At 58.2% G+C, this 23,996-nt stretch carries 24 protein-coding genes; 17 read left to right on the top strand and 7 right to left on the bottom strand.

Translation table 11 applies throughout. The features are described 5' to 3' along the window. Positions 1 to 4 precede the first annotated feature (4 nt). The 9 genes from tolB to E5201_RS00150 all read left to right on the top strand — a co-directional run bounded on the left by tolB (position 5) and on the right by E5201_RS00150 (position 10,504). Positions 5 to 1,336, top strand: a complete 1,332-nt coding sequence (tolB, locus tag E5201_RS00190) for a Tol-Pal system beta propeller repeat protein TolB (RefSeq protein ID WP_140983987.1) — start codon at positions 5 to 7, stop codon at positions 1,334 to 1,336. A gap of 343 nt (positions 1,337 to 1,679) precedes the next feature. After that, positions 1,680 to 2,237, top strand: a complete 558-nt coding sequence (gene pal / locus E5201_RS00185; RefSeq protein WP_140983986.1) for a peptidoglycan-associated lipoprotein Pal — start codon at positions 1,680 to 1,682, stop codon at positions 2,235 to 2,237. A 79-nt stretch (positions 2,238 to 2,316) separates the two neighbouring features. Continuing rightward, the gene (locus E5201_RS00180) at positions 2,317 to 3,198 is read left to right on the top strand and encodes a 2-dehydropantoate 2-reductase (protein ID WP_140983985.1); all 882 of its coding nucleotides are present in this window, start codon (positions 2,317 to 2,319) and stop codon (positions 3,196 to 3,198) included. A gap of 105 nt (positions 3,199 to 3,303) precedes the next feature. Beyond that, a complete protein-coding gene (locus tag E5201_RS00175) occupies positions 3,304 to 4,248 on the top strand; it encodes a CsgG/HfaB family protein (protein ID WP_140983984.1) in 945 nt (314 codons plus the stop codon). Between the two features lie 234 nt (positions 4,249 to 4,482). Next, a complete protein-coding gene (locus E5201_RS00170; protein WP_246050334.1) occupies positions 4,483 to 5,340 on the top strand; it encodes a tol-pal system YbgF family protein in 858 nt (285 codons plus the stop codon). Further along, positions 5,331 to 6,614, top strand: coding sequence for a tRNA lysidine(34) synthetase TilS (tilS, locus tag E5201_RS00165; RefSeq protein WP_140983982.1), 1,284 nt, complete (start codon positions 5,331 to 5,333; stop codon positions 6,612 to 6,614). Before E5201_RS00170 ends, tilS begins: the two co-directional genes overlap by 10 nt. An 80-nt stretch (positions 6,615 to 6,694) precedes the next feature. Then, a complete protein-coding gene (ftsH, locus tag E5201_RS00160; RefSeq protein ID WP_140983981.1) occupies positions 6,695 to 8,650 on the top strand; it encodes an ATP-dependent zinc metalloprotease FtsH in 1,956 nt (651 codons plus the stop codon). A gap of 350 nt (positions 8,651 to 9,000) precedes the next feature. Continuing rightward, positions 9,001 to 9,762, top strand: a complete 762-nt coding sequence (locus tag E5201_RS00155; protein ID WP_181404490.1) for an SDR family NAD(P)-dependent oxidoreductase — start codon at positions 9,001 to 9,003, stop codon at positions 9,760 to 9,762. 70 nt (positions 9,763 to 9,832) lie between these two features. Beyond that, the gene (locus E5201_RS00150) at positions 9,833 to 10,504 is read left to right on the top strand and encodes a TetR/AcrR family transcriptional regulator (RefSeq protein ID WP_246050333.1); all 672 of its coding nucleotides are present in this window, start codon (positions 9,833 to 9,835) and stop codon (positions 10,502 to 10,504) included. A gap of 139 nt (positions 10,505 to 10,643) precedes the next feature. Here E5201_RS00150 and E5201_RS00145 read toward each other — a convergent pair whose 3' ends face one another. From E5201_RS00145 to E5201_RS00125, 5 genes are all read right to left on the bottom strand, one after another. Next, on the bottom strand, positions 10,644 to 11,438 hold the full coding sequence (locus E5201_RS00145; protein ID WP_140983979.1) for an inositol monophosphatase family protein: 795 nt from the start codon (positions 11,436 to 11,438) through the stop codon (positions 10,644 to 10,646). A gap of 123 nt (positions 11,439 to 11,561) precedes the next feature. Continuing rightward, on the bottom strand, positions 11,562 to 12,131 hold the full coding sequence (gene efp / locus E5201_RS00140; RefSeq protein ID WP_140983978.1) for an elongation factor P: 570 nt from the start codon (positions 12,129 to 12,131) through the stop codon (positions 11,562 to 11,564). A gap of 219 nt (positions 12,132 to 12,350) precedes the next feature. Continuing rightward, entirely contained in the window at positions 12,351 to 12,977 is a 627-nt protein-coding gene (thiE, locus tag E5201_RS00135) for a thiamine phosphate synthase (RefSeq protein ID WP_140983977.1), read from the bottom strand. Between the two features lie 92 nt (positions 12,978 to 13,069). Then, positions 13,070 to 13,588, bottom strand: a complete 519-nt coding sequence (gene rcdA, locus E5201_RS00130) for a protease adaptor protein RcdA (RefSeq protein WP_140983976.1) — start codon at positions 13,586 to 13,588, stop codon at positions 13,070 to 13,072. A gap of 118 nt (positions 13,589 to 13,706) precedes the next feature. Then, positions 13,707 to 13,928, bottom strand: a complete 222-nt coding sequence (locus tag E5201_RS00125; RefSeq protein WP_140983975.1) for a DUF1192 domain-containing protein — start codon at positions 13,926 to 13,928, stop codon at positions 13,707 to 13,709. A 112-nt stretch (positions 13,929 to 14,040) separates the two neighbouring features. Here E5201_RS00125 and E5201_RS00120 point away from each other — a divergent pair, with 112 nt between their 5' ends. After that, positions 14,041 to 15,027, top strand: a complete 987-nt coding sequence (locus E5201_RS00120) for an NAD(P)H-quinone oxidoreductase (protein ID WP_140983974.1) — start codon at positions 14,041 to 14,043, stop codon at positions 15,025 to 15,027. Between the two features lie 132 nt (positions 15,028 to 15,159). Here the strand turns inward: E5201_RS00120 and hisN are convergent, their stop codons facing one another. After that, the gene (hisN, locus tag E5201_RS00115; protein ID WP_140983973.1) at positions 15,160 to 15,978 is read right to left on the bottom strand and encodes a histidinol-phosphatase; all 819 of its coding nucleotides are present in this window, start codon (positions 15,976 to 15,978) and stop codon (positions 15,160 to 15,162) included. Positions 15,979 to 16,138: 160 nt separating this feature from the next. Further along, positions 16,139 to 16,522, bottom strand: coding sequence for a helix-turn-helix domain-containing protein (locus E5201_RS00110; protein WP_140983972.1), 384 nt, complete (start codon positions 16,520 to 16,522; stop codon positions 16,139 to 16,141). 299 nt (positions 16,523 to 16,821) lie between these two features. On the opposite strand from E5201_RS00110, the gene E5201_RS00105 reads away from it, so the two are divergent. The 7 genes from E5201_RS00105 to virB11 are packed head-to-tail and all read left to right on the top strand — an operon-like array spanning position 16,822 to position 23,978. Continuing rightward, a complete protein-coding gene (locus E5201_RS00105) occupies positions 16,822 to 17,157 on the top strand; it encodes a TrbC/VirB2 family type IV secretion system protein (protein ID WP_140983971.1) in 336 nt (111 codons plus the stop codon). Continuing rightward, complete coding sequence (locus E5201_RS00100) at positions 17,158 to 17,442, top strand: VirB3 family type IV secretion system protein (protein WP_140983970.1); 285 nt, start codon at positions 17,158 to 17,160, stop codon at positions 17,440 to 17,442. Between the two features lie 6 nt (positions 17,443 to 17,448). After that, positions 17,449 to 19,878 (top strand): VirB4 family type IV secretion/conjugal transfer ATPase, encoded by a 2,430-nt coding sequence (locus E5201_RS00095; RefSeq protein ID WP_140983969.1) that lies wholly within the window; start codon positions 17,449 to 17,451, stop codon positions 19,876 to 19,878. After that, positions 19,875 to 21,077, top strand: a complete 1,203-nt coding sequence (locus E5201_RS00090) for a TrbL/VirB6 family protein (protein WP_140983968.1) — start codon at positions 19,875 to 19,877, stop codon at positions 21,075 to 21,077. Before E5201_RS00095 ends, E5201_RS00090 begins: the two co-directional genes overlap by 4 nt. Continuing rightward, positions 21,077 to 21,925 carry a TrbG/VirB9 family P-type conjugative transfer protein gene (locus E5201_RS00085; RefSeq protein WP_181404489.1) on the top strand — a complete coding sequence of 283 codons (849 nt, stop codon included), beginning with the start codon at positions 21,077 to 21,079 and terminating at the stop codon, positions 21,923 to 21,925. The genes E5201_RS00090 and E5201_RS00085 overlap by 1 nt, the downstream gene beginning before the upstream one ends. Beyond that, on the top strand, positions 21,925 to 23,010 hold the full coding sequence (virB10, locus tag E5201_RS00080) for a type IV secretion system protein VirB10 (RefSeq protein WP_140983966.1): 1,086 nt from the start codon (positions 21,925 to 21,927) through the stop codon (positions 23,008 to 23,010). Before E5201_RS00085 ends, virB10 begins: the two co-directional genes overlap by 1 nt. After that, complete coding sequence (gene virB11 / locus E5201_RS00075; RefSeq protein WP_140983965.1) at positions 23,010 to 23,978, top strand: P-type DNA transfer ATPase VirB11; 969 nt, start codon at positions 23,010 to 23,012, stop codon at positions 23,976 to 23,978. The genes virB10 and virB11 overlap by 1 nt, the downstream gene beginning before the upstream one ends. Positions 23,979 to 23,996 lie beyond the last annotated feature (18 nt).

Below are 23,996 nucleotides of genomic sequence, written 5' to 3'. Positions count from 1 at the left end.
AACAATGAAACCGTCGAAGACAATCGGTAAGTTGCTGGCATGGGGGGCTGCCCTGTGTCTGGCTGTAACCAGCCTGAGCGCCCCTGCGGTCATGGCCCAGAATGCGCCCCTGCGTGCTGAGGTCGATTCCGGCGTCATTGAGCCCATGCCTATCGCTATCCAGATCGGCTCGGCGGATGGCTCAGATATCGGCAGCAAGATTTCTTCGGTCGTTATGGCTGACCTTGAACGTTCGGGTTTCTTCAAGCCGATCAATCCGGCGGCCTTTATCGAACAAAGCGTTGATATCAATGCCTCACCGACCTTTGCCAGCTGGAAGACCATTAACGCACAGGCTCTGGCCAACGGCATGGCCCGCGTTGATGCCGAAGGGCGTCTGACGGTTGATTTCCGTCTGTGGGATGTTTTTTCCGAGCGCCAGCTTCTGGGGCAATCCCTGACCGCCACGCCGGAAAACTGGCGTCGTGTCGCCCACAAGATCGCCGACGCCATCTATGAGCGCCTGACCGGCGAAGAAGGCTATTTCGATACGCGCATCGTCTTTGTTGCCGAAAGCGGTGGACGCGGTAACCGCATCAAACGTCTGGCGATCATGGATCAGGACGGGGCCAATCCCTCCTACCTGACCGATGGCTCCTATAAGGTGATGACGCCGCGTTTCTCGGCAGATTCTCAGGAAGTCGCCTATATGGTGCTGCGTGAAGATTCGGCGCGTATCTTTATCTTCAATATTGAAACCGGCCGTCAGGAATCGGTCGGTCAGATTCAGGGCATGGTCTTCTCGCCGCGCTTCTCACCTGATGGCACGAAGCTCGCCTATTCGGTCGCTCAGGGCGGTAACACCGACATCTATCTTATGGACCTGCGGTCGCGCGCCACTACGCGCCTGACACGTGATCCGGCGATTGATACCTCGGCCTCTTTCTCAGCCGATGGCTCAAAGATCGTGTTCAATTCCGACCGTGGCGGTTCACCGCAAATCTACACCATGAACCTTGATGGCTCCGGCGTTAAGCGTATCTCGTTTGGCGGCGGCATCTATTCCACGCCGGTCTATAGCCCAAAGGGTGACCTGATCGCCTTCACCAAGCAACAGGGCGGGCGCTTCTCGATTGGTGTCATGAGCCCCGACGGATCGGGTGAGCGCCTTCTGACCTCGTCCTACCTCGAAGAAGGCCCGACATGGGCACCCAATGGTCGATACATCATGTTCTTCCGTGAACCTCCGGGAGCAATGCCCTCCCTGTGGATGGTTGAGGTGTCCGGCCGAATCGAGCGCCCCGTACCCTATTCCGGCGGTGCCTCTGATCCGGCATGGTCACCGCGCCTGAAATAGGCCTTACCGTGACGCGGTGCCGCCCTTGAATGCGGAGGCACCCGTTACTGTCGCAACACTGTAGCGAAAATAGCCTAAGCCTGAGCGGACGAGGACGGACCTCCCTCCTGAGGCGTTACCGTATTTCCAGACATTGGTTGTCTGTTTATTTTTAGGCGGTAAATCTATAACGGAAATTTACGTGTGATTTTAGTAACAATCGCTTACATTACGCGACTTATGGGTTTGACAAATAATCAAGTCGTATCAATAGTAGGCGTTAATCGCTTCTGGTGTATAGATTTTTACCAATCCGGCCTCAAAGGCCGCAAACATTTTCTCCGTGATGAAGGAATTACATTCGATGTCCATCTCTAAAAAAACCGTTGTGAAGTTCGCGGTGGTGTCTCTAGCAGCTATTTCGATTGCGGCCTGTTCGTCGAAGCCTAAGGAAGAAGTGATCGCTCCAGTGCCGACTCCTGCACCGGCACCTACGCCTGCGCCGACCCCTGCACCGACTCCAACCCCTGCGCCGGCACCGGTCGGTGTGGTGCCTGGCTCGCAGCAGGACTTCGTTGTTAATGTCGGCGACCGCATCTATTTCGACCTTGACCAGTCTTCGGTTCGCGCTGATGCCCGCGCTATCCTTGACGCTCAGGCCGCATGGCTGGTGCGTTATCCGAACGTAAAGATCCGTATCGAAGGCAATGCCGACGAACGCGGCACCCGTGAATACAACTTTGCCCTCGGCGCACGCCGCGCTGAGTCGGTATCGCAGTATCTGGTCTCCAAGGGCGTTGTCCCAAGCCGCATCTCGACCATCTCTTACGGTAAGGAAAACCCGATTGCTTCCGGCTCTAACGAAGAGTCCTGGGCGCAAAACCGTAACGCCAAGACGACCCTCACCGAAGGCGCTCAATAAGCCTTTTGTGGAAAATACACAGAAAGCCCGGCGTCATGCCGGGCTTTTTTTATGAGTTTTTCAACGCAGGACGTACGTAATGGCAAAGATTATCCTCATCGGGCCGGGCGCTGTGGGCCTGAGTGTCGGCGGTGGCCTACTTCAGGCGGGCCACGCCGTCACCTTTGCGGCCCGCAGCCATTTTGACTGCCTAAGCGTCACCAAAACCGGTACACCCGCTCAGGTCTGGCCCGCACAGGTCATAATCACGCCTGCTGAGGCCACGAATGACGCCGATTGGGTCTTTCTGTGTGTGAAATCCCATCAGGTTGCCGGTGCTGCCGACTGGCTTAAGGCGACGCTTGGGCCGGACACACGACTGGCGGTTCTGCAAAACGGTGTCGAACATGCAGCCCGTGTGGCCCCGTGGATCGATGCCCGCACCACGGTCGTGCCGGTGATTGTCGATCTTCCGGCCGTCCGTTCGTCGGCAGGTGTGGTTGAATGGCACAGTCGCGCCAGATTGACGGTCGCAGATACACATGATGGCCGCGATCTGTGCGCCTTGTTTGCCGCAAGCTTCGTTGACGCCACGCCTACGTCCGATTACGTGACCGAAAACTGGAAAAAGCTCTGTGTCAATGCCCCGGCGGGCGCGGTCATGGCGCTGACCGGACAGCCCATGGGCGTTCTGCATCGCCCAGAGGTGGCGGCAATTGCTCGCGCCGTGCTTGAGGAATGTGTTGCGGTCGGTCGCGCCGAAGGGGCCAGATTGCCGGATGAACTGATTGAGCAGCAAATGGCGCGCTTTCTTGCCGAAGATACGAACGCCACCAATTCCATGTATGAGGACTGGCGGGCGGGACTGGAAACGGAATGGGATGCCCGTAATGGCGTCATTGTGCGCAAAGGCAGACAGCATGGCATAGCCACACCCGTCAGCGGCATTCTGGTGCCGCTTTTGGCGGCGCAACGGCCTTGACCCCTCGGGCAAACGCTGCGAAAACATGCCGCGATTTTGTGCGCCGCGCATAGTGCGAAGGGCCATTTATTTTTCATTACAAAGCGGGAAATAGCGGGGATTATCATGATGCAGAAATCTTCATTGCTGGCTGTCGGAACAGCCCTGGCGTTAGTTTCACTTGCTCCCTCGGTCATGGCGCAAGCCAAGGCGTCCAAGGCGCAACAGCAACAGGACAAGATGGTTGCCGAGATTCCGCGTTGTAGCAAAAGCCTCGGAACGATAAGCATCGTCAATGGCGATGACGCCTATGGCTGGACCCAAAGCAATCTGGCCCCGCCGCAAAAGCTGCTGCGCGTGATCGTTCAGAAATCCGGCTGCTTCACTCTGGTGGATCGCGGGGCGGGTCTGAATGCCGCTCAGGCCGAACGTAACCTCAATCAGAACCTCGGCCTGCAACGCGGTTCGAATGTCGGCCAGAATCAGGTCAAGGCCGCCGATTTCGTGCTGGTGGCCGAAGTGGCCGCTGCCGATTCTAACACCGGTGGTAATGCTGCGGCAGGCATCGTAGGCGGGCTTATTGGCGGTCGTGCCGGTGCCGTTGTCGGCGGTTTACGCACCAAGAAGCTTGAGGCCAACACGGTCTTGTCCCTGACCGACGTGCGCACAACGGAATCCTTTTCCTTTGAAGGCACAGCGGCGAAAAACGACCTGAGCTGGGGTGCCGGTGGTGGCGGTTTTGGTCTGGGCGGCGCCGTTGGCGGCGGCTACGAAGACACCGAAATCGGCCGCATTGTCACGCAGGCTTTTATTGTTGCTTACGGCAACATGGTTGCCGAGCTTGGCGGCATTGATGTCGGCGGTAAGGCTGCTGCCCCAAGCCGCAGCTTTACGGTGGCCACCGCCACGACCCTGCGCAGTGCACCCACCGGCGGCGGTGTCGTGCGCGCCTTGCCTGTAGGGCTGCTGCTATACCCAACGGGTAACAAGGAAGGCATGTGGTGGGAAGTCATTGACGACAATGACAATGTCGGCTGGGTTCAAAACGACAAGCTGACGGCGGCACAATAGGCCGATTGCGGCTTAAAAATACGAAAACGGGCCGGACTCCTTGCGGGGTTCGGCCCGCTGTCCTTAAGGCCTCAGTCTTATTTTAGCCTGTTTGAATCTGTAGCCTCGACAGTCTGGATAACCACGGTTATCAATAGACAAACGGGTTTCAGCCGGTTTGGGCGACCACAGATTACAGTAAACAGGACAGGCAGTATGAAAACAGGGACGTCTTCTCGCTCTAAAGGGCTGTTAATGGCAACAGTCTTATCCTTCGCGGTCATTGCACCGCTTGGGATGGCGCATAGTCCCGCCGAAGCTCAGGTGTTTTCGACCCGTCAGGAAGAAACCGTTCCGGGCATTGAATGGGACAAGAAGCGCCTTGAACGCCTTGACCGTAATCTGCGCCGTCTGGAACGCGCGGTGCAAAAGGTTGAAAACAAGAATGCGCCGCCGATCCTCATTGAGCCGGACCCCGAAGTTGTGGCCCTTCAGGCGACGGTCGATATCCTGTCGCGTAAGCTTGATGATCAGGAAAACCAGATCACCCGCCTGACCGGCCAGCTTGAGGAAGCCAATCACGCCAATGTCCAGCTCAAGCGTGAAAATGAAAACATGGCCGCGCGTCTGGACACCCTGACCAAGCGCGTCGATCAGAACGAAGCCCACCTGAAAGACATTGAGGCCCAGTACGGCCCGCCGCCACCCCCCCCCATTTCTACCGGCAGCGCCGATGGCGATTTCGATCAGGCCTACAGCCTGCTGACCAATGGCGATGTCGATGCCGCCGGCAGCGCTTTCGAAGCCTTCACCACCAACTGGCCGAATGCCGCCCAAACGCCCGAAGCCTGGTTCCGTCTCGGACAGATCCGTTCGCTCAAAGGCGACAAGACTGGCTCGGTCGGTGCCTATGCCACCTCGCTCAAGGGCTGGCCCAAGACGACCTGGGCCCCCGAAGCGACTGTGAAACTGGCCTCGGCACTGGCGGAAACCAATCAGGCGAAGCAATCCTGCGCCGCCCTGACGGAGTTTGATAAACGCTACGGCACGCTGGCTTCGACACCCATGAAGTCCGAAGCCAGGGCGCTGGCGGCCCGGGGCAAGTGCACCTAAGCCTCAAAGCCCGTATTGATAAGGCCAATCAAACCTGCCCCGATGTGTGGGCAGGTTTTTTACGTGGCCTCAATCCTCTCGATGCCGCCTGTCAGACGCCGCTCGGCGTGATGGTGTCCGGTGGCGGGGATTCGATAGCCCTTTTGCACCTGCTGTGGTTCTGGGGGCAAAGACCCCTGCACGTCTTCTGCGTTGACCACGGCCTTAACCCGCAAAGCGCCCATTGGACGCAAACGGTCCAAGCCCTGTGCACAGACCTCAGGCTAGGCTTTACACCGCTCAAATGGCAGGGCGACAAACCCGTTACCGGCATTCAGGCGGCGGCGCGACAGGCCCGTCACACCCTGATTAATCAGGCGGCGCGGGCAAAGAACATTCAGATTCTGTGCCTTGGGCATAATGCCGATGATGGTCAGGAAGCGGCCCTGATGCGCGATATGGGCTCAAGCGTCAGCGCCCCCAAAGCCTGGGGGCCGTCGCCCCTGTGGCCCGAAGGCCGTGACCTGTTTTACCTGCGGCCGGTTCTGGGGGTTGGTCGCGCCCGATTGCGGGAATGGCTCAAGGTGGCGGGCATTGCCTATATTGATGATCCGGCCAATGATAATCCGGCCTATCTGCGGTCGCTGGCGCGGCGCACATTGACCGAAACCCCCGTCATCATACCCGAAAATCAAAGCCCCGCCGGTGCGCGCCCTCCTGTACCCGCCCATGACCTCATAAGCGGCAGTCTGCGCTTTGAATATAAAGCCTTGCTCGACATGCCGATGGCGGATGCGCGCCATGTCATTGCCTGCGCACTGGTCTGTGCAGGCGGGGGTATTCGCCTGCCGCGTCAGGACTCCCTATGGACAATTTATGAAGCCCTGCGTTTGCTGGACAGCCTGAATCACAGCCTGTGCGGCGCGCGAGTCTGGAGGCTGTCCGATCAGGTGATATTTGGCCGAAACAGCGGCGAATTTGCCCGTAATCCGTTGCCGCCGGTGACGCTTCGGGCGGGTGAAACCGTGATCTGGGACGGTCGCTTTGAGATTACGGCGGGCGGCATAGACGGAGATATTATGCCGCTCAAGGGCCAGATGCGCCATCTGGCGGCACAGGATGTGCAGGCCCTGAAGGCCTTACCGGCCGCCTTGCGTGCCGGTGTGCCGGTCTGGCGCGACGTGAGCGGGGTTTTGCACCTTTCGCCCACGGGCGGTGAGGTTAAAAGTCTGGTTCACAGACGTTTTTGCGCCCATGCGGGGCTTTGGCGTCATGAGGCAGAGATTAATACATAATGCCGGAACGGTATTTCTGGCGCACAGGCCTAAGGCCTACTATATACGTATACAGATTGCACTGAGCATTGAGGTAAATAATGAATTATCGCGCGCTGATCATTGCCGGTATGGTGGTGGCGGGTCTGTTGTTTGGATATGTCGCCATGAACGGGGGGAACACGCCCTATGGCAACGCGCCGAAGGATATGACCTATTCGCAGCTGCTTGAGCGTGTCGATAAGGGCGAAGTGGCTGAGGTAAACCTGCATCGTGATAATGCCAAGGTGATCCTGAAAAACAAGGAAAGCTATACGACGGTTGTGCCCTATCCGCAGGAAGAGCTGCTCAACCGGATGAACAGCAAGGGCGTAGAGGTCAAGATCAAATCGGCCAACACCTCTGTGCTGGTGTCGATCCTGTCGGGCCTTCTGCCGTTTATCCTGCTGATCGGTATCTGGATATTCTTCATGCGTCAGATGCAGGGCGGTGGTCGCGGCGCTATGGGCTTTGGTAAGTCCAAGGCGCGTCTTTTGACCGAGCACAAGCACCGCGTGATGTTCAGCGACGTCGCCGGTGTCGATGAAGCCAAAGAAGAGCTTCAGGAAGTCGTCGATTTCCTGAAAGACCCGACCAAGTTCCAGAAACTGGGCGGCAAGATCCCTAAGGGTGCGCTGCTCGTTGGCCCTCCGGGTACGGGTAAGACCATGCTGGCCCGTGCGGTGGCCGGTGAAGCCGGTGTGCCCTTCTTCTCGATTTCAGGTTCCGACTTTGTGGAAATGTTCGTCGGTGTCGGTGCCTCACGCGTCCGCGACATGTTCGAGCAGGCCAAGAAGAACGCGCCCTGCATCATCTTCATCGACGAAATCGATGCGGTCGGTCGTCATCGCGGTGCCGGTCATGGCGGTGGTAACGATGAACGCGAACAGACCCTCAACCAGTTGCTGGTGGAAATGGACGGCTTTGAGGCCTCAGAAGGCATTATCATCATTGCCGCCACCAACCGTCCTGACGTGCTCGACTCCGCGCTGCTGCGTCCCGGTCGTTTTGACCGTCAGGTAACCGTGCCGAACCCTGACCTGACCGGTCGTGAAGCTATCCTGCGTGTCCATATGCGTCAGGTGCCTCTGGCGGTGGACGTCGACGTTAAGGTCATTGCCCGTGGCACCCCCGGTTTCTCCGGTGCTGATCTGGCGAATCTTGTCAACGAAGCGGCGCTTATGGCGGCACGCAAGGATCGCAAGCTGGTTACCATGAAGGACTTTGAAGACGCCAAGGACAAGGTGCTGATGGGTGCTGAACGTAAGTCCATGGCCATGAGCGACGAAGAAAAGAAGCTGACCGCCTATCACGAAGGTGGCCATGCGATTGTCGCCCTGCGCGCGCCTGAGGCCGATCCGGTGCACAAGGCGACCATCATTCCGCGCGGCCGTGCACTTGGCATGGTTATGCAGTTGCCCGAAGGCGACCGCTATTCGCAAAACTATGTGCAGATGACCTCGCGTCTGGCCATTCTGATGGCCGGTCGTGTGGCCGAAGAACTGATTTTCGGTAAGGAAAAGGTCACCTCCGGTGCCTCGTCCGACATTCAACAAGCCACGCGCCTGTCCAAGGCCATGGTCACCCGCTGGGGTTATTCGGATGCGCTCGGTCTGGTCAACTATAAGGACGCCGAAGATGAATATGGTGCGCTTGGCCGTGACGTCTCCGAAGCCACCGCCCAGCAGATCGATGCCGAGGTGCGTAAGCTGGTTCAGACCGGTTATGACGAAGCCAAACGCATCCTGACTGAAAATCTTGAGGCCCTGCACCGTCTGGCACAGACGCTCCTCGATGTCGAAACCCTGACCGGCGAAGAAATCGAGAAGGTGCTGAACGGCGAAGAAATCATCCGCGATGAGGACACCGGCGTTCTGGTGGAGCACAGCTTCAATCTGGCGGTGCCGTCAACGGAAACCGAAGCGGAGCCTCTGGCGGTAGCAGTGCCCGAAGTGCCTGACGCCCCCGAAGCCTTGCCTGAAACATCTGACAAGGCTGAGGACAAAGACAAGGCTTAAGGCTTCGTCGATAACTTAATACACGGGAGGCAGGTTCGCGCTTGCCTCCCGTTTTGCGTTTCTGATCGGTCACATCAATGTCAGATTGTTTCATTACTGCATTATAATACCGTGCAATTATGACGGGTGCGGTTGTATTATGCCGCCCAAAGATAATTTATTTTGTAATTTTACAACGTTTTGTGACCTTTTTATCGTCGATCACGATCTTATTTCTTGAGATACTGAACGTTTGGTTTTATATGATCGCAAATAGTACCCTGTTGCGTTAGCGCGTAATCATCTGCCTATTTTTAACCTGACGATCGATCTAACGATTGCGCAGGCCGCCCAGATATCAGGTATTTATCGTGACGAATTTAATTGAAGATAACGAGGCTACCCGCCAGCGGGTGTGGTTTATCACCGATGCTGATTGCCCGTATGGTTTCACCCTGACCCAGAAGGTTCTGTCGGAAGGTGGTTTTGTGCTGGCGGTGTCGGCACAGCCCGAACGCCTGCGCACCAAACTGTCCGGCTATGAACATGCGCTGGTGTGCATCGGGATGGATACGTCGAAGCCCGCTTCAGTGACCGCGGCGGTGCAAACCGCTATCAGCTGCTTTGGTCAGATAGATGTGCTGGTCAATAATACGGCGGTTTGCGGCCTGACCGGTGCCGTTGAAACCACGGGCGACAGCGAAGTCCGCCGGATTTTTGATGTTAATCTGTTTGGTATGCTGAACGTCACCCGCACCATATTGCCCTGTATGCGCGATCGCCGTCAGGGGCATGTGATCAATGTTTCCGCCATGCCGGAGCAGGGTACTTCCGGCCTGTACAACGCCGCGCGCCGCGCCATAGACGGTGTGTCCGAGGCCCTGTCCCATGAACTGGAGGCCACAGGTATTCAGGTGACGATTGTGGCGGTGGGTAACGCCCAGAACCTGCAACAGAATGGCTGGCAAGGGGCGGTAGACGCCACCTTGCAGCTGGTGGATGCGACGAAACCGCCCTTGCGTCTGGTGCTGGGTCAGAAAACCTACGAACGCACCCTGTCGTGCCTTGAGAAAGCCCAGACCGAAATGCGTAACTGGGCGCGCATCAGTTTGTCGTCTGACAGAGCCGCTTGAAAAAATGCGCCGGAAACATAAACAGAATCAGCGCAAACAACATTAGAGCATCAGGGATGCCGGAGGGGTTATGACGGTCTATATGAGTGATAATGTCATTATTGACGACATTGAGCCTTCGCCAGCCAAAAGGGGCAGGGGGCGGCCGCGTTCGGAAAGCGCACGTACCAATATACTGAACGTCACGCTTGAGCTTTTGCAGGACAGCCACGTGCGTGACATCACGGCTGAGGCCATCGCCAAAAAAGCCGGAGTGTCAAAGGCCACGCTCTATAAGTGGTGGCCCAACAAGGTGCATATCGCCTTTGACGCCTTCATGTCGCAACTCAAATCAGATGTGGCGACACCGGACACCGGCTCTGCCGAGCGCGATTTTGTGCTGCAACTGCTTGAGGCTGTGCGTTTCTACCAAAGCCCGGCCGGACGCACCCTCGGCATGATTCTGGCTGAAAGCCATGGCGACGAAGCCTTCCATAAGGTGTTGCTGGAACAGTTTCTGACCACCCGCCGCATGGAAGTCGCGGTGATGTGGAAGCGCGGGGTTGAACGCGGCGAAATCCGTCCGGATATCGATATGCAGATGGGGCTGGATATTCTCTATGGCCCCCTGATGTTCCGCTTCCTGACCGGTCGCGTGGCTAATATGCAGGAATGGGAAGCCGAGCATCTGGTGGCCACTGTGTTCCGAGGCTTCCGTCCGCCGCCCAAACCGGGCGATGAGGAAGTCTGGCTCGAAGCCTGACACACTATCTGGTCATACTCCCCTGGCTTGCCGGGGGAGATGTCGCGGCAAAGCCGTGACAGAGGGGGCATCTTACTAAACAAAACGCCGACCTGATTCCTCAGACCGGCGTTTTTTATTTTCCTGACCTGTCAGGCGATCACTTCGCCATATGCAGCTTTTCCAGAAACGCCGGATAGAGATCCAGATTACAGGCAATCAGTTCGCCGGTTACCATCGGGCTTTCGTCCGTATCAATCGAGCTGATCTTGCCACCGGCTTCGGTGATCAGCAAAAGACCCGCCGCCATATCCCACGGCTTCAGACCGCGTTCCCAGTAGCCATCGACCCGACCGGCGGCGACCATGGCCAGATCAAGCGAACAGGCCCCCAGACGGCGAATGCCACAGGTGCGCTGCATGATCTGGTGCAGGTCTTTCAGGAACTGGGCATGTCCGGGCTTGCCGATAAACGGCGCACCGGTAGCAATCAGGCAGTCCTCAAGGTTCTTGCGCGCCGAAACGCGCAGGCGACGGTCGTTATGATAGGCGCCCTTACCCTTTTCTGCCCAGTACAGATCATTGGTCACGGGGTTGAAGGTCACACCGGCGACGATTTCACCATCACGCTCCAGCGCCACGGTGCAGGCAAATACGGGGATGCCGTGCATGAAGTTGGTGGTGCCATCGATCGGGTCAACGATCCAGCGATGCGTCTTGTCGGTGCCTTCAAACGCGCCTTGTTCTTCGCCTAAAAAACCGTAACCGGGACGAACACGCAACAATTCCTCAAACAGTACGCCTTCAACACGCTTGTCGGCGGCGGTAACGAAATCACCGGGGCCTTTGCGCGATACCTGAAGTTCGCTGACCTCACCGAAGTCGCGGGCTACGCCCTTGCACGCCTTGCGGATGGAGGCGACCATAACCTGAATGAGCGAAGATTGAAGGATCACGACAAAACACCTGAAAGTAAAAAAGACACATCAGGACGAAGGGCTGCCCCAAGTCCTGATGTGACCGTAATGGATCGCAAAAAATGTATTCACCATAAGGTGAAACTTTTTTGCGTATCTGATTTAGTCCGCGCGCTTCATATATTCGCCGGTTTCGGTCGAAACGATGATGCGTTCACCCACACCCATGAATGGCGGGATCATGACGCGCATACCATTCGATGCCTTGGCGGGCTTATAGGAAGACGAAGCGGTCTGACCCTTGATGGTCGGCTCGGTTTCAACAACCTCAAGCACAACCGTGTCCGGCAGGGACATGCCAATCGGCTTTTCGTCGTGCGATTCGATGATGACGACCATGCCGTCATGCAGGAAGCGCACCTGATCCTCGCCCACCCATTCTTTCGACAGGCTGATCTGCTCATAGTTTTCCTGATCCATGAACACCAGCATGTCGCCGTCTTCATACAGGAAAGAATGGTCGCGCTGCTCAAGCGTAACGCGGTCAACCGAGTCATCAGAGCGGAAGCGTTCATTCAGTTTGGTGCCGGTCACGAGATTTTTCATCTCGACCTGAGCAAAAGCGCCACCCTTGCCGGGTTTCACATGCTCGGTTTTAACGACCGTCCACAGGCCGTTCTGGTATTCAAGCACCATGCCGGGCTTGATGGTATTGGCGTTGATTTTGGGCATAGGATACGACTTGTCAAAAGGGTGCAGGAAAACAAGCGCCATTTAGCGGCACTCGGAAAGCTCGGGCGCGTTAGTACGCTTTTAAGCGCGCCCGCGCAAGGGGATAGGCTGGCGTAGTGATCTTACTTTCTTCTCCCTCCTGCTTGCGGGAGGGTGGCGCTTTGCGAAAGCAAAGTGACGGGAGGGTCTCTGCGACCTATCGTCTGGAAGAGCAGAGTCCTAACCCAAAGCCCCGATCAATGCCTTAACGCCCGCTGCGGGACCGTCCTTATGGTTCCAGACCGCACCGGATACGGCGATAAAATCAGCGCCTGCCGCCGCCATCTCTGCGGCATTATCCGCCGTAATACCGCCAATGGCCACGCACGGCACTTCCATGCTTTCCTGCCAGATGGTGAGCACTTCCGGCTCGGCCATATGTTCGACCTCTTTGGTCGAGGTCGGGAAAAACGCCCCGAAGGCCACATAATCTGCCCCCCCTTCAGAAGCGGCAAACCCAAGATGGCGGCTGTTGTGGCAGGTGACACCGATCATGGCCTCAGGCCCCAGAAGGCGGCGCGCGTCCTTAAGCGCCATATCCGATTGCCCGACATGCGCGCCATCAAGCCCCAGTTCGCGCACCAGTTCCACATGATCATTCATCAGAACCGCCACGCCATGCGCATGGGCAATGGGGGCTATCAGGCGCGACAGGCTGCGGATTTCATCCAGCGACGTGTCTTTGAGCCTGATCTGCAAGGCCGCCACGGGCCCAGCCGAAAGGGCGGCCTCCAACTCACGGGCAAAGGCCGCATGATCGGCAATCTGAGGCGGCGTAATAAGATAAAGCTGGCAGCTATGTGACATGGCAAACGCATTCCGAAAGGTGTGACGCACTTTTCGGATAAAAATGCGTGACAGGCCGAGAGCCTATGCCATGCCCCAGGGCGTCAGATAAATCAATCCTTCAGCGCGAAGGCGTTCTTCAGGCGCTGCATCTGATCGAGCACGGCATTAACCGCAGGCGTATCGGTGTCCTCATCGATGAACATGCGCTTGTCCATGTGCGAGATACGCTCATAGAGGCGGTTCGATCGATCAAGAAGGTGCAGCAAACCTTCGGGTAAGGTCTCCTGCATTTCCCCCAGATGCACCGCATTGACCGGCGACAGGCGATATTTCTCGTCACAGGCGTCCTGCGCGTCCATATCCCCTTCACGCACGGCACGCTGCACCAGAAGCCAGGAGGCAATCTGCATCAGGCGGGTCGTCAGTCGCATGCTTTCACCGGCATAGACCAGCGCGTCTTCACGGCTCAGTATGCGTGAGTCACGTCGTCCGTCGCCATCGAGATAGGCGGCGGTTTCTTCAACCAGTGCCATACCCTCCTTGAAGGTACGGTCAAACAGATCCGAGCGGGCAAAGTCACGGACTATATCCACGCGTGGAGCAAACGGACGGGCAACGCTGTCAGACATCAACATATTCCATAATACAGGCGGGCAATTTATCACGCCCTCTAACCGGTGAAAAGCACATGCAACCGCTGTGCCAGTTGTCCTTGCGGCAGGATTTCAGCCGGTATTTTAAAAACGCTTAGTTCCCCTTGAAGGAGAACAGGGAGTCGGCTGCCGAACGTCCGCTTTTCTTTTTCTCAAGCGCGGCGCGGGTGCGCTCTGTTTCGGCCCCAAGATACGATAATCGTTCCGTTAAATCTTCAACACTATATATACTAAGGTCTTCGTGCGTCAGGGCGTGCAGGGCCGAACCGGCTTCCGCACCGGTGTCATAGTCTTGGTTTGAATCATCGTCTGACATCTGACACCTCCGTCCTGTACAAAAAGAGGCATTGTGCGTCAGCCGCACCTGCCGTTAGGGTGGCATAGTAAAACGCTTCTCAGGCGAAGAAATCAAGGAAAACGAATCAGCCATGCGTATCGTAGCTGTGCAAGGTGACGGGAAAACTGCCGCCAGCCTGTTTATAACCGAGGCAGCCCTGCCGCAAACCGAAGCCGGAGATGTGCTGTTACGGGTCACCCACGCAGGGGTTAACCGCCCGGATATACTGCAAAGACAGGGACTTTATCCGCCACCGGCAGGGGCCTCACCGGTTCTGGGCCTTGAGGTGGCCGGTGTGATTGAAACCATCCACCCCGAACCGACCTATGGCGATGATGTGCTGTGGAAAACCGGTGATCTGGTCTGTGCGCTGGTTAATGGCGGTGGCTATGCCGACTATGTGCGGATCGATGCCCGCCACCTGTTGCCGATACCTGAAGGCTGGAGCCCAGCCGAGGCCGCCGCCCTGCCTGAGGTCTGCCTGACGGTCTATGCCAATCTGATCGAACATGGCGGTCTTAAGGCCGGTGAAACCGTGCTGGTGCATGGAGCCAATTCCGGCATCGGGGCCATGACGGTTCAGATGGCCAAAGCCTTCGGCGCACAGGTCATCGCCACAGTACGCGGCGCAGAACGCATGGAATGGATCACCGCACTTGGGGCCGATCTGGTGATTGATACCCAAACCGAAGATTTCGTAGCGCCCGCCAAAGCCTTTGGCGGCGCGGATGTGGTGCTCGATATTATTGCCGGTGACTATACGGCAAAAAACATCCTGTGCCTGAACCCCAAAGGCCGCATCGTTCAGGTCGGCATGGCGCGTGGGTCAAGGGTCGAGATTGATCTGGCGCGGGTCATGCAAAAACAGGCCGTGATCACCGGCTCGATGCTCAGACCCCGCAGCGCCGACGAAAAAGCCCGTCTGGTCTCAGAGGTGCGCACCCATGTCTGGCCGCATATCCTGTCGGGCCGCATCAGGCCCTTGCTGGATAAGGTGTTTGACTTCCCTCAGGTTGCTGCCGCCCATGAATATCTCGATAGCGGTACCCACACCGGCAAGGTCGTTCTCGCCCTATAGCTCCCTCTCCCCTGAGGGGAGAGGGTTGGGGTGAGGGGTGGCCAACCTGTGTGTTTCATACTCCCCTGGCTTGCCGGGGGAGGTGGCGGGCTTGCCCGCCGGAGGGGGAATCTTACTTCTTGCGGTATCTTCCTAATCCGCCACCGGCTTCAGATACCCAACCGCCGCGTCCAGTATCGCCCGACTACCGGCGGCAATCACCTGACCGCCGTTTTGGCCTACCGTCTCGCCATGCCAGTTGCTCACCACACCACCGGCATTTTCAATCACCGGAATAACCGCTTCGATATCCCAGGCCTTGAGGCCGGTCTCAACCACCGCATCCATCGTCCCCAGAGCGACCATGGCAAAGGCATAGGCGTCACAGCCATACCGCATCAGGCGTACCTTGTTGCGTAAGTTATAAAACGCCGCATGTTCGCCATCATAATAAAGATCAGGATCGGTGGTCGCAAACACCGCATTTTCCAGTGTGCCACCATCGCGAACCTTAAGCGGCGTCTCCCCCTCAGGGGTAATCAGGCGCGACCCCAGCGGCGAGCCAAGGAAAATTTCTTTCAGGAACGGCTGGGAAATAATCCCCAACACAGGGCGCCCGTGATGCCTAAGGGCAATCAGTGTCGTCCACAACGGCAGGCCGGAAATAAAGGCGCGGGTGCCATCGACCGGATCAAGCACCCAGACAAATTCGGCATCTGAGCGCTCTTCGCCATATTCCTCACCGATGATGCCGTGGTCAGGATAATGGGTGTTAATCAGGGCGCGTATGGCCCGTTCAGCTCCGCGATCAGCTTCGGTAACGGGATCAAAGCCCTGCGAATGGCCGTCTTTTGACACTTCCCCCTGATCGGCGACACGAAACAGCGGCAGGGCCACCTTGGCGGCGGCCTCAGCCAGTTGCAGCGCAAAGAGTTCGAGCGCTTTCAGCTCTGCGGTTGAAAGAGACGCCATGGTTCACCCCGAAAATATTATATTTCCTGAGTGTGTAGAGACTTCCGTTCAAAACCGCAATCGTCCCCTTTTTCATGCCTCCCCATTTTAATGGGGAGGGGGACCGCGCCGGTTTACCGGCGGGGTGGTGGGGTATCTTACTTTCTTTTGCAATTATCGCTTACTGCGGCAGTTCGCTCTCGCCATTCAGCGACTTGGCCAGATCGAGCAAACGGCGGCGTGGACGCTCCGACAGGCGATAATAGGCCTGAATGAGATCAAGGGTTTCTTTGCGTGAAAACACTTCGATGCCGTCATTCTGAACCGGTGCCGCTTCGACGCTTTCATCCGAAAGCCCGTCATAGAAATAGTTGACCGGTGTTTCCAGCGCCTTGGCCAGCTGGAACAGGCGGGCGGCAGAGATGCGGTTGGCCCCGCACTCATATTTCTGGATTTGCTGAAAGCGAATGCCGACAGCCAGCGCCAGTTGTTGTTGCGTCAGGCCCAGCAGACGACGGCGGCGGCGAAGACGCTTACCCAGATGCAGGTCAATATCAGTAGCCATCAGGCGCTCCTATCGGGATTTTTTCCCTGAATGCGGCGTGCCGTTTCGGTACGCCTCGCCTGTCTGGTTTCAAACCTTGTGCCAAACACCCGTGTGCACACTTAAGGCGCGAAATGCGGCCTCCGCGCCCCTGACCACCCACAAAATAATTTACCGCCAACGGAATATTTTTTGATAGTTACATGACTGTCATATACCCATGATACCGAAGCGCGACCTCAGGGTTCAACAGACTGTCTTGACAGTGCGGGTCAGTTACTTAAGTGTCGCCTAATCAACTATAAGGATCGGGGTCGGGTATGTTTCACACCACATTTCAGCTTAAGCCAGTTTCCCTGAAACGGACGGCGTTCGGGTTTGCGCTGGCGGCCGGGCTGAATGCAATGGCCACGCAGGCCTTCGCGCAGGACCCGCAAGGTTCCGGCCCGATCCTCAATGCCCTGTTGTGGATTCAAGGTTCACTGCTCGGTAATGTCGCCACCGCCGTCGCTGTCATTGCCGTCGCCATGATCGGCTTCATGATGCTGACCGGACGCCTGAACTGGAAGTTTGGCGCGACGGTAATCCTTGGCTGCTTTATCCTGTTTGGCGCGGCGACCATTGTTGGCGGTATCCGTCAGGCGGCGGGCGGTTAAGTGGCCGATCTTATAAGGACACCGGTCTTCAAGGCCCTGACCCAGCCGCAGATGTTTGCGGGTGTCACCTACAGCTATTTCATCATCAATGGCGTGGTAACGACGCAGGCCTTCCTCATTACCCGTTCTTTCTGGGCTCTGGGTGTAGCGCTACTGGTGCATGTCATCGGTTATCTGGCCTGTCTGCGTGAGCCACGCATCTTTGACCTGTGGATGGCCAAGGTGTCGCGCTGCCCGCGTATTCCCAACTGGCGCTTCTGGCGTTGTAATTCCTACAGACCCTGATTTCACATGAGTGCAAAACCCGCCCCCTCCCAAGGTTTCAGCCGCTGGTTCGCCAAAGAACAGCGGGCGGGGGACCGCCTCCCTTATGACCGTCTGTATGATGACCGCACGGTCGTCTTGCGCGACGGTTCCTTAATGCAGTCGATCCACCTCGAAGGCTTTGCCTTTGAGACGGCAGACACCGATGAGGTCAATCACCGCCAGATCGTCCGCGCCGCCGCCCTCAGGGCCATAGGCTCTTCGCGGTTTGTCCTCTATCACCACATCATCCGCCGCCGCGTCAGCGTCACCCAGAACGCGCATTATGATGACGCCATCTGTGGCCTGATCCACGACAAATGGCAGGAACGCCTGTCCTCGCGTCAGATGTTCGTCAATGACCTGTTCCTGACGGTGGTGCGCCGTAACCCCAAGGGGAAGGTCGGTTTTGCCGAAGGCATCTTACGTCTGTTAGGGCAGGGTGTGGGCGAAGACGCTCAGGCCGCAGGCCTTGCGCGCGACCATCGTGAGATTCAGGCGGCCACCGATGCGCTTCTGGCGGCACTCTCGGCCTATGGCCCGCGTGTACTGGGCGGCTACGAATCCGCTGCGGGCCGCTGCTCGGAGCCGCTGGAACTTCTGTCGGCGCTCTATAATGGCGAACTGCGCCCTGTGCTGCGTCCCACCAGCGACATCGGCCAATATATCCCCTATCGCCGCACCAGTTTCGGCCTTGAGGCCATAGAGCAATCCGCTGCTACTGAAGGCAAGACATATGCGGCCATGCTCTCGCTCAAGGACTATCCGCCGCACGCCACGCCGGGCATGTGCGATGCCCTCTTACGTCTGCCGTTTGAAATGACCCTGACCGAAAGCTATGGCTTTATTGACCGTCAGATCGGTCAGGAGCGCATCAGTCTGGCCCTGCGCCGTCTGCGTGCCGCCAACGAAGAGGCCCAAAGCCTGCGGCAGGGCCTGATGAAGGCCAGAGACGACCTGACCACCGGTTCTCTGGGGCTGGGCGAACACCACCTGAGCCTCTGTGTCCGCACCCCGACCTTAAATGGTCTTGATCCGGCTGCGGCTCAGGCACTGGCAGCGCTGGCCGATCTTGGGGCCGTGGCGGTGCGCGAAGACATCAACCTCGAACCGGCCTTCTGGGCGCAGTTCCCCGGCAACGAAGCCTATATTGCCCGCAAGGCGGTGATCTCCACCAGTGCCTACGCGAGCTTTGCCTCCCTCCACGGTTTCCCCATAGGTCAGGCCGAAGGCAACCACTGGGGGCAGGCGGTGACGGTGTTTGAAACCACCTCCGGCACGCCGTACTTCTTTAACTTCCATAAGGCCGACCTTGGCAATTTCACCGTCATAGGCCCGTCCGGTTCCGGCAAGACGGTGGTGCTGAATTTTCTGGCGGCGCAGGCGCAGAAATTCAAACCGCGCACCGTCATCTTCGACAAGGATCGCGGGGCAGAAATTTTCGTTCGCGCCATTGATGGCCACTACGATACCCTGCGTGCGGGTGAGCCTTCCGGCTTTAATCCCCTCCAGCTACCGGATTCGCCCTCAAACCGCGCTTTTTTGCGCAGTTTTATCGCCCAGCTGGTACATAAACCCGACCAGCCCCTGAGCGCCGAAGAAGAGGCGATTATCGCCGAAGCCGTTGAATCCAATTACGAACAGGACCCGCAATATCGCCGCCTGCGTTATTTCCGCGAACTGCTTGGGGGGATACGCAGACCCACGCACGGGGATCTGGCCGCACGGCTTTCGTCGTGGACTGGTGACGGGGATAAGGCCTGGCTGTTCGACAACGCCACCGACCGGCTGGACATGAATGCCCGCACGCTGGGTTTCGACATGACCCAGCTGCTCAATGATCCGATCCTGCGCACGCCGTGCATGCTGTATCTGTTCCATCGCGTGGAGGAAGGCCTTGACGGGACGCCGACAATTCTGATCATCGACGAAGGCTGGAAGGCGCTTGATGATGAGGTGTTCGCCGCCGCAATCCGTAACTGGATGAAGACCTTGCGTAAACGCAACGCCATTCTGGGCTTTGGTACGCAATCAGCGCGCGATGCGCTGGACAGCCGTATTTCGACCGCGATCATCGAACAGTCGGCGACCCAGATTTTCATGCCTAATCCCCGCGCCCAGTTCGAAGACTATTGCGAAGGCTTTGGCCTGACCGAGCATGAGCTGGAACTTATCCGCGCCCTTCCGGCCCATTCGCGCGCCTTTCTCGTCAAGCACGGCAACCATAGCGTTGTCGCCCGCCTTGACCTGTCGGCACAGCCCGATGTCATTACCCTGCTGTCGGGCCGCGAAGCCACGGTGCGCCATCTCGATGAGCTTCGGGCGCAATATGGCGATCATCCGTCACTGTGGTGGCCCCATCTGGTCGGTTACCCCTATCCGGGTAACCCTCTGGCGGCCCAAAAGGCGGCTTCATGAGCAACTGCCCGCCGATCACACTTGTAGGCGAAACCTCGGTTTCAGGCTCCTTGCGGGCCATGGACTGCCAGATCGGTGAGGCAGTCGCCACAGGCTATAACCGTCTGTTCGGTGCGGGCGGGGCCTTCAGCTATGCCCTGACCCTGTTGTTGATCATCTATGTCGCGCTACTGGCCTATGGCTTCCTGACCGGACGTACGCGTCTGACACTGCCTATGATGTCCCCGCGCATCATAACCATGGTGCTGGTGTTGGTTTTTGTCTCATTCTGGCCCTTTTACAATGCGATTTTCTACGGGCTCCTGATGGGCGGCCCGGATCAGATCGCTGCCGCGCTTCTTGGGCAAAAAGGCAGCGCCGTCATGAACTTCGCCGAACGGCTTGATGCCCTGTTCGTGCGCTTTGCTGAAATCGCCCAAAGCCTTGAAACGGTACAGAATCAGGCAGACGGGCAGCAAACCGGTTTCCTCGCCGCCAAGTCCATGCCGGTCACGCTTTTCTGGCTCAGCGGCCTGTTTTTGCTCTTTTCGACGCTTGGGGTTTTGATCCTGTCGCGCATGGTGTTGAACCTGCTTCTGATACTCGGGCCGATCTTTATCGTTATGGCCCTGTTCGGTCAGACCCGTGGCCTGTTCAATGGCTGGCTCCGGACAAGCGTAGTCTTTGCCCTGGCCCCCATGCTGGCGGTCTTAGGCGGTACAACGGCCCTAAGCCTGTTTATCCCCTTGATCGATTTCATAGCCGAAGACCCGATGCGTTCGGTGCGCATGGTGCAGCCGATGGTTATCCTCTTTATGGGGTCGCTGATCTATGCCGCTTTCTTAGCCGTGCTGATGTGGGTGGCTGGTTCGCTGGTGCGCGACTGGCAGGCGGCTCTGCGTGACAAAACAAGCTCCGACCGCCAGACGCAGGAGGCGCAAACCCTGTCGGCCTTTGTCGCCGCCGGTCAGGCCGCTCAAACCGTCGCCGCCACCGCCGAAGGCAGCACGGATCGCCGCAGCGATACGCTGGTCACAGCGATCGACCGCGAAAACGCCAGCGCGGCTTCCCGCGAAAGCGGTGAACGCCTCGTCTTTACCGAAGGCGGCACGGCACCAGCCACCGCCACACCCCGCCGCACTCAGGGACTGGGACAACGTTTCCGCTCTGCCAACCGCCCCGCCACAACCACCGTCACCAAGCCTTTAAGCAGTTCATGATGAAATCTTCCTCTTTTATCGTCACCGGTTTGTGTGCCGCCGGGCTTCTGGCCTTGCCGTTACAGGCGTCGTCAGAGCCGCGTATCCGCACGGTTGAACATAACGAAGGGGCGGTGGTGCGCCTTGAGGCCTGCGTCAATTTTCAGACCATGGTGACCTTTGGTGCCGGTGAACGTGTGGAAAATATCGGTCTGGGGGACGCCTCACAATGGCAGGTCGCGCCGAACAAACGCGGCGATCTTCTGTTCCTGAAGCCGACCTCACCAAACGCCTTTTCCAATATGAGCGTGGTCACTGACCGGCACCGCTATAATTTCGAACTGCGCACCGCCTCAAATGCGGCCTGCCGACGGGGCGATGTCGTCTATGACCTGCGCTTTACCTATAAGGATGAACCGGTCGATCTGACGGCGCTGCAAAGTCTGGCCGCCCCGGTTGATCCCGAAGGCGACCTGCCGCTGCCGGTAAAACGCAACTCAAGCTACACCTATTCCGGCCAGAAAGAACTGGTGCCGCTCAGGGTGTTTGATGACGGCACCTCGACCTATTTTCTATGGGCCGACGGCGTGGCCGCACCGGCGGTCTATGCCGTGACGTCGGGTAATACCGAAAGCCTGATCAACTATGCCAGTCGCGGCGACTATATGGTCGCCGATGTGGTGGCGCGCGCCTTTACGCTCCGCAGCGGCGATCAGACGGCGGTACTTTACAACGACGCCTTCATTGTGCCCTCGCTCGATGCCCTGTCGCCGCAACCGCGTGCGCCGCGTCCCGGTGATCCGGTCGCCGATGGTGAAAAGCTCGGTACAGCCAAGGCGAAAAAGTCATGGTTCGGAGGACGTAACTGATGCTGGGCAAGGATAAAACCGGTTCAGACCCGCGCCGCGACCTGCCGCCCGAAGCGCTTGAAGCCGCCTCGGTCAATGCCATGCCTGCCGTCGCCAAATCCTCAACCGTGGGCGATAGTCTGGGGCTGGCCGCAGGCGTTCTGGGGGCCTGTGTGCTCGGTGGGATAACGCTTTTTAGTATGTCCGGCAATCGCCAGCCGCCACCACCGGCCGCCCCTGTCGCTGTAGCCCCTGCGCCGGCTGCACCTGACGGGACTATGGATTTTCCGGCAACCCCTCTGCCCGAAGGTGAGGCCCTGCCGCCGCAGCCCTTACCACCGCAGCCCATGCCCCCTGAATCGCCGTCTCGCGCCGAGGGTGTGGCGGGTGGTTCCAATGCAGCGGTCATGGTGTTTGATAATTCCATCCCCATTCAACTGGCACCTGATGGCACACCGGTGGCCGCTGCCGCGACGGGCGGTAACGCCCCGATGCTGAGTGGCGATGATCAGTTTTTCTCGAACCAGACCTCGAACCTGTCCAACCGCGCCAGCCGCATGGAAAACCCGTCCGAAACCCTGCCGCAAGGGGCAATCATTCCGGCGGTCCTTGAGACGGCGCTGAACTCCGATCTGCCGGGTTATGCACGGGCGCTGGTGACACGCGATGTCCGCAGCTTTGACGGCAAGACCGTACTTATCCCGCGCGGCAGCCGCCTGATCGGTCAGTATAAAAGCGGCCTGTCACTGGGCGTGACCCGCGCCTTTGTCATCTGGAACCGTGTCATCCGTCCCGATGGCGTGTCGGTGCAACTGGGGTCTCCGGCCACCGATGATATGGGGCAGGCGGGCTTGTCAGGATCGGTCGATACCCATTTTGCCAAGCGTTTCGGCTCGGCCATACTGATGTCGGTGATCAATGGCGTCGTGGCCTCCGGCGGCTCGCGCAATAATACGATCGTCATCGGCTCCTCAAGCGATGCGACCAATGCGGCGACTTCAGCCTTGCAGGAAAACATGCGCATCCCACCGACCATCAAGGTCGCGCAGGGCACGCCGGTTCAGGTCTTCGTCGCCCGCGACCTTGATTTCTCGGTGGCTGACTAATGGCTACACCTGTTGACGGCGTTTATCTGCGCACATGGCTTAAGCCGTTTGCGCACTGGCTTGAGCGTGAAGACGTAACGGAAATCCTCGTCAATCGCCCCGGTGAAATGTGGGTCGAAATCTCCGGTCAGCCGCAGATGCTGAAGGTTGCCGCCCCTGAGGTCGATGACGTCCTTCTGGGGCGTCTGGCGGCACAGATTGCGCGCCTGACCCATCAGGGCATCAGCCGTGAAACCCCCTTGTTGTCGGCCAGTCTCCCCGGCGGTGAGCGCGTACAACTGGCAGGGCCACCCGCCACACGCAAACACTGGGCGCTGGCCATCCGGCGTCATGTGATGGTTGATCTCGACCTGTCGGCCTATGATCGCGGCCCGATCGTCCCCGTGCCGACGATAAACCGCGACGAAGACCTTGACTATGCCCGCCGTGAGCCGGTGAAGTTCCTCACCGAAGCCGTTGCAGCGCGCAAGACCATCCTGATTTCCGGCGGTACGTCATCGGGCAAGACGACCTTTCTCAATGCGCTCCTGAAAACCGTGCCGCTGCATGAACGCATCATCATGGTCGAGGATACGCCGGAAATTGCCTGTCCGCATGAAAACGCGCTGGGGCTGGTGGCCGTGAAGGGCGAAACCGGTGAAGCCCGCGTCACGATCAATGATCTGTTGCAGGCTAGCCTCCGTCTGCGCCCTGACCGTATCATTGTCGGTGAAATCAGGGGCGAGGAGGCGACCACCTTCCTGCGCGCCATCAACACCGGCCATCCGGGGTCGTTTACCACCGTGCACGCCAATACGCCTCAGGGGGCGTTGGAACAGATTGCCCTGATGGTCATGCAGTCCGGCACGCAACTAACCCGCCGCGAAACCCTGGCCTATGCCTCATCGCTGATTGATGTGGTGGTGCAGTTGTCACGTCACGGCGGCGAACGGGTCATCAGCGATATCGCCTTCCCGCAACTCGACTAAATCTCCTCCCTGCCTTTG

This window comes from Asticcacaulis tiandongensis (assembly GCF_006475605.1).
Lineage (GTDB): Bacteria > Pseudomonadota > Alphaproteobacteria > Caulobacterales > Caulobacteraceae > Asticcacaulis > Asticcacaulis tiandongensis.
This window is presented reverse-complemented; position numbering and strand designations above follow the sequence as displayed.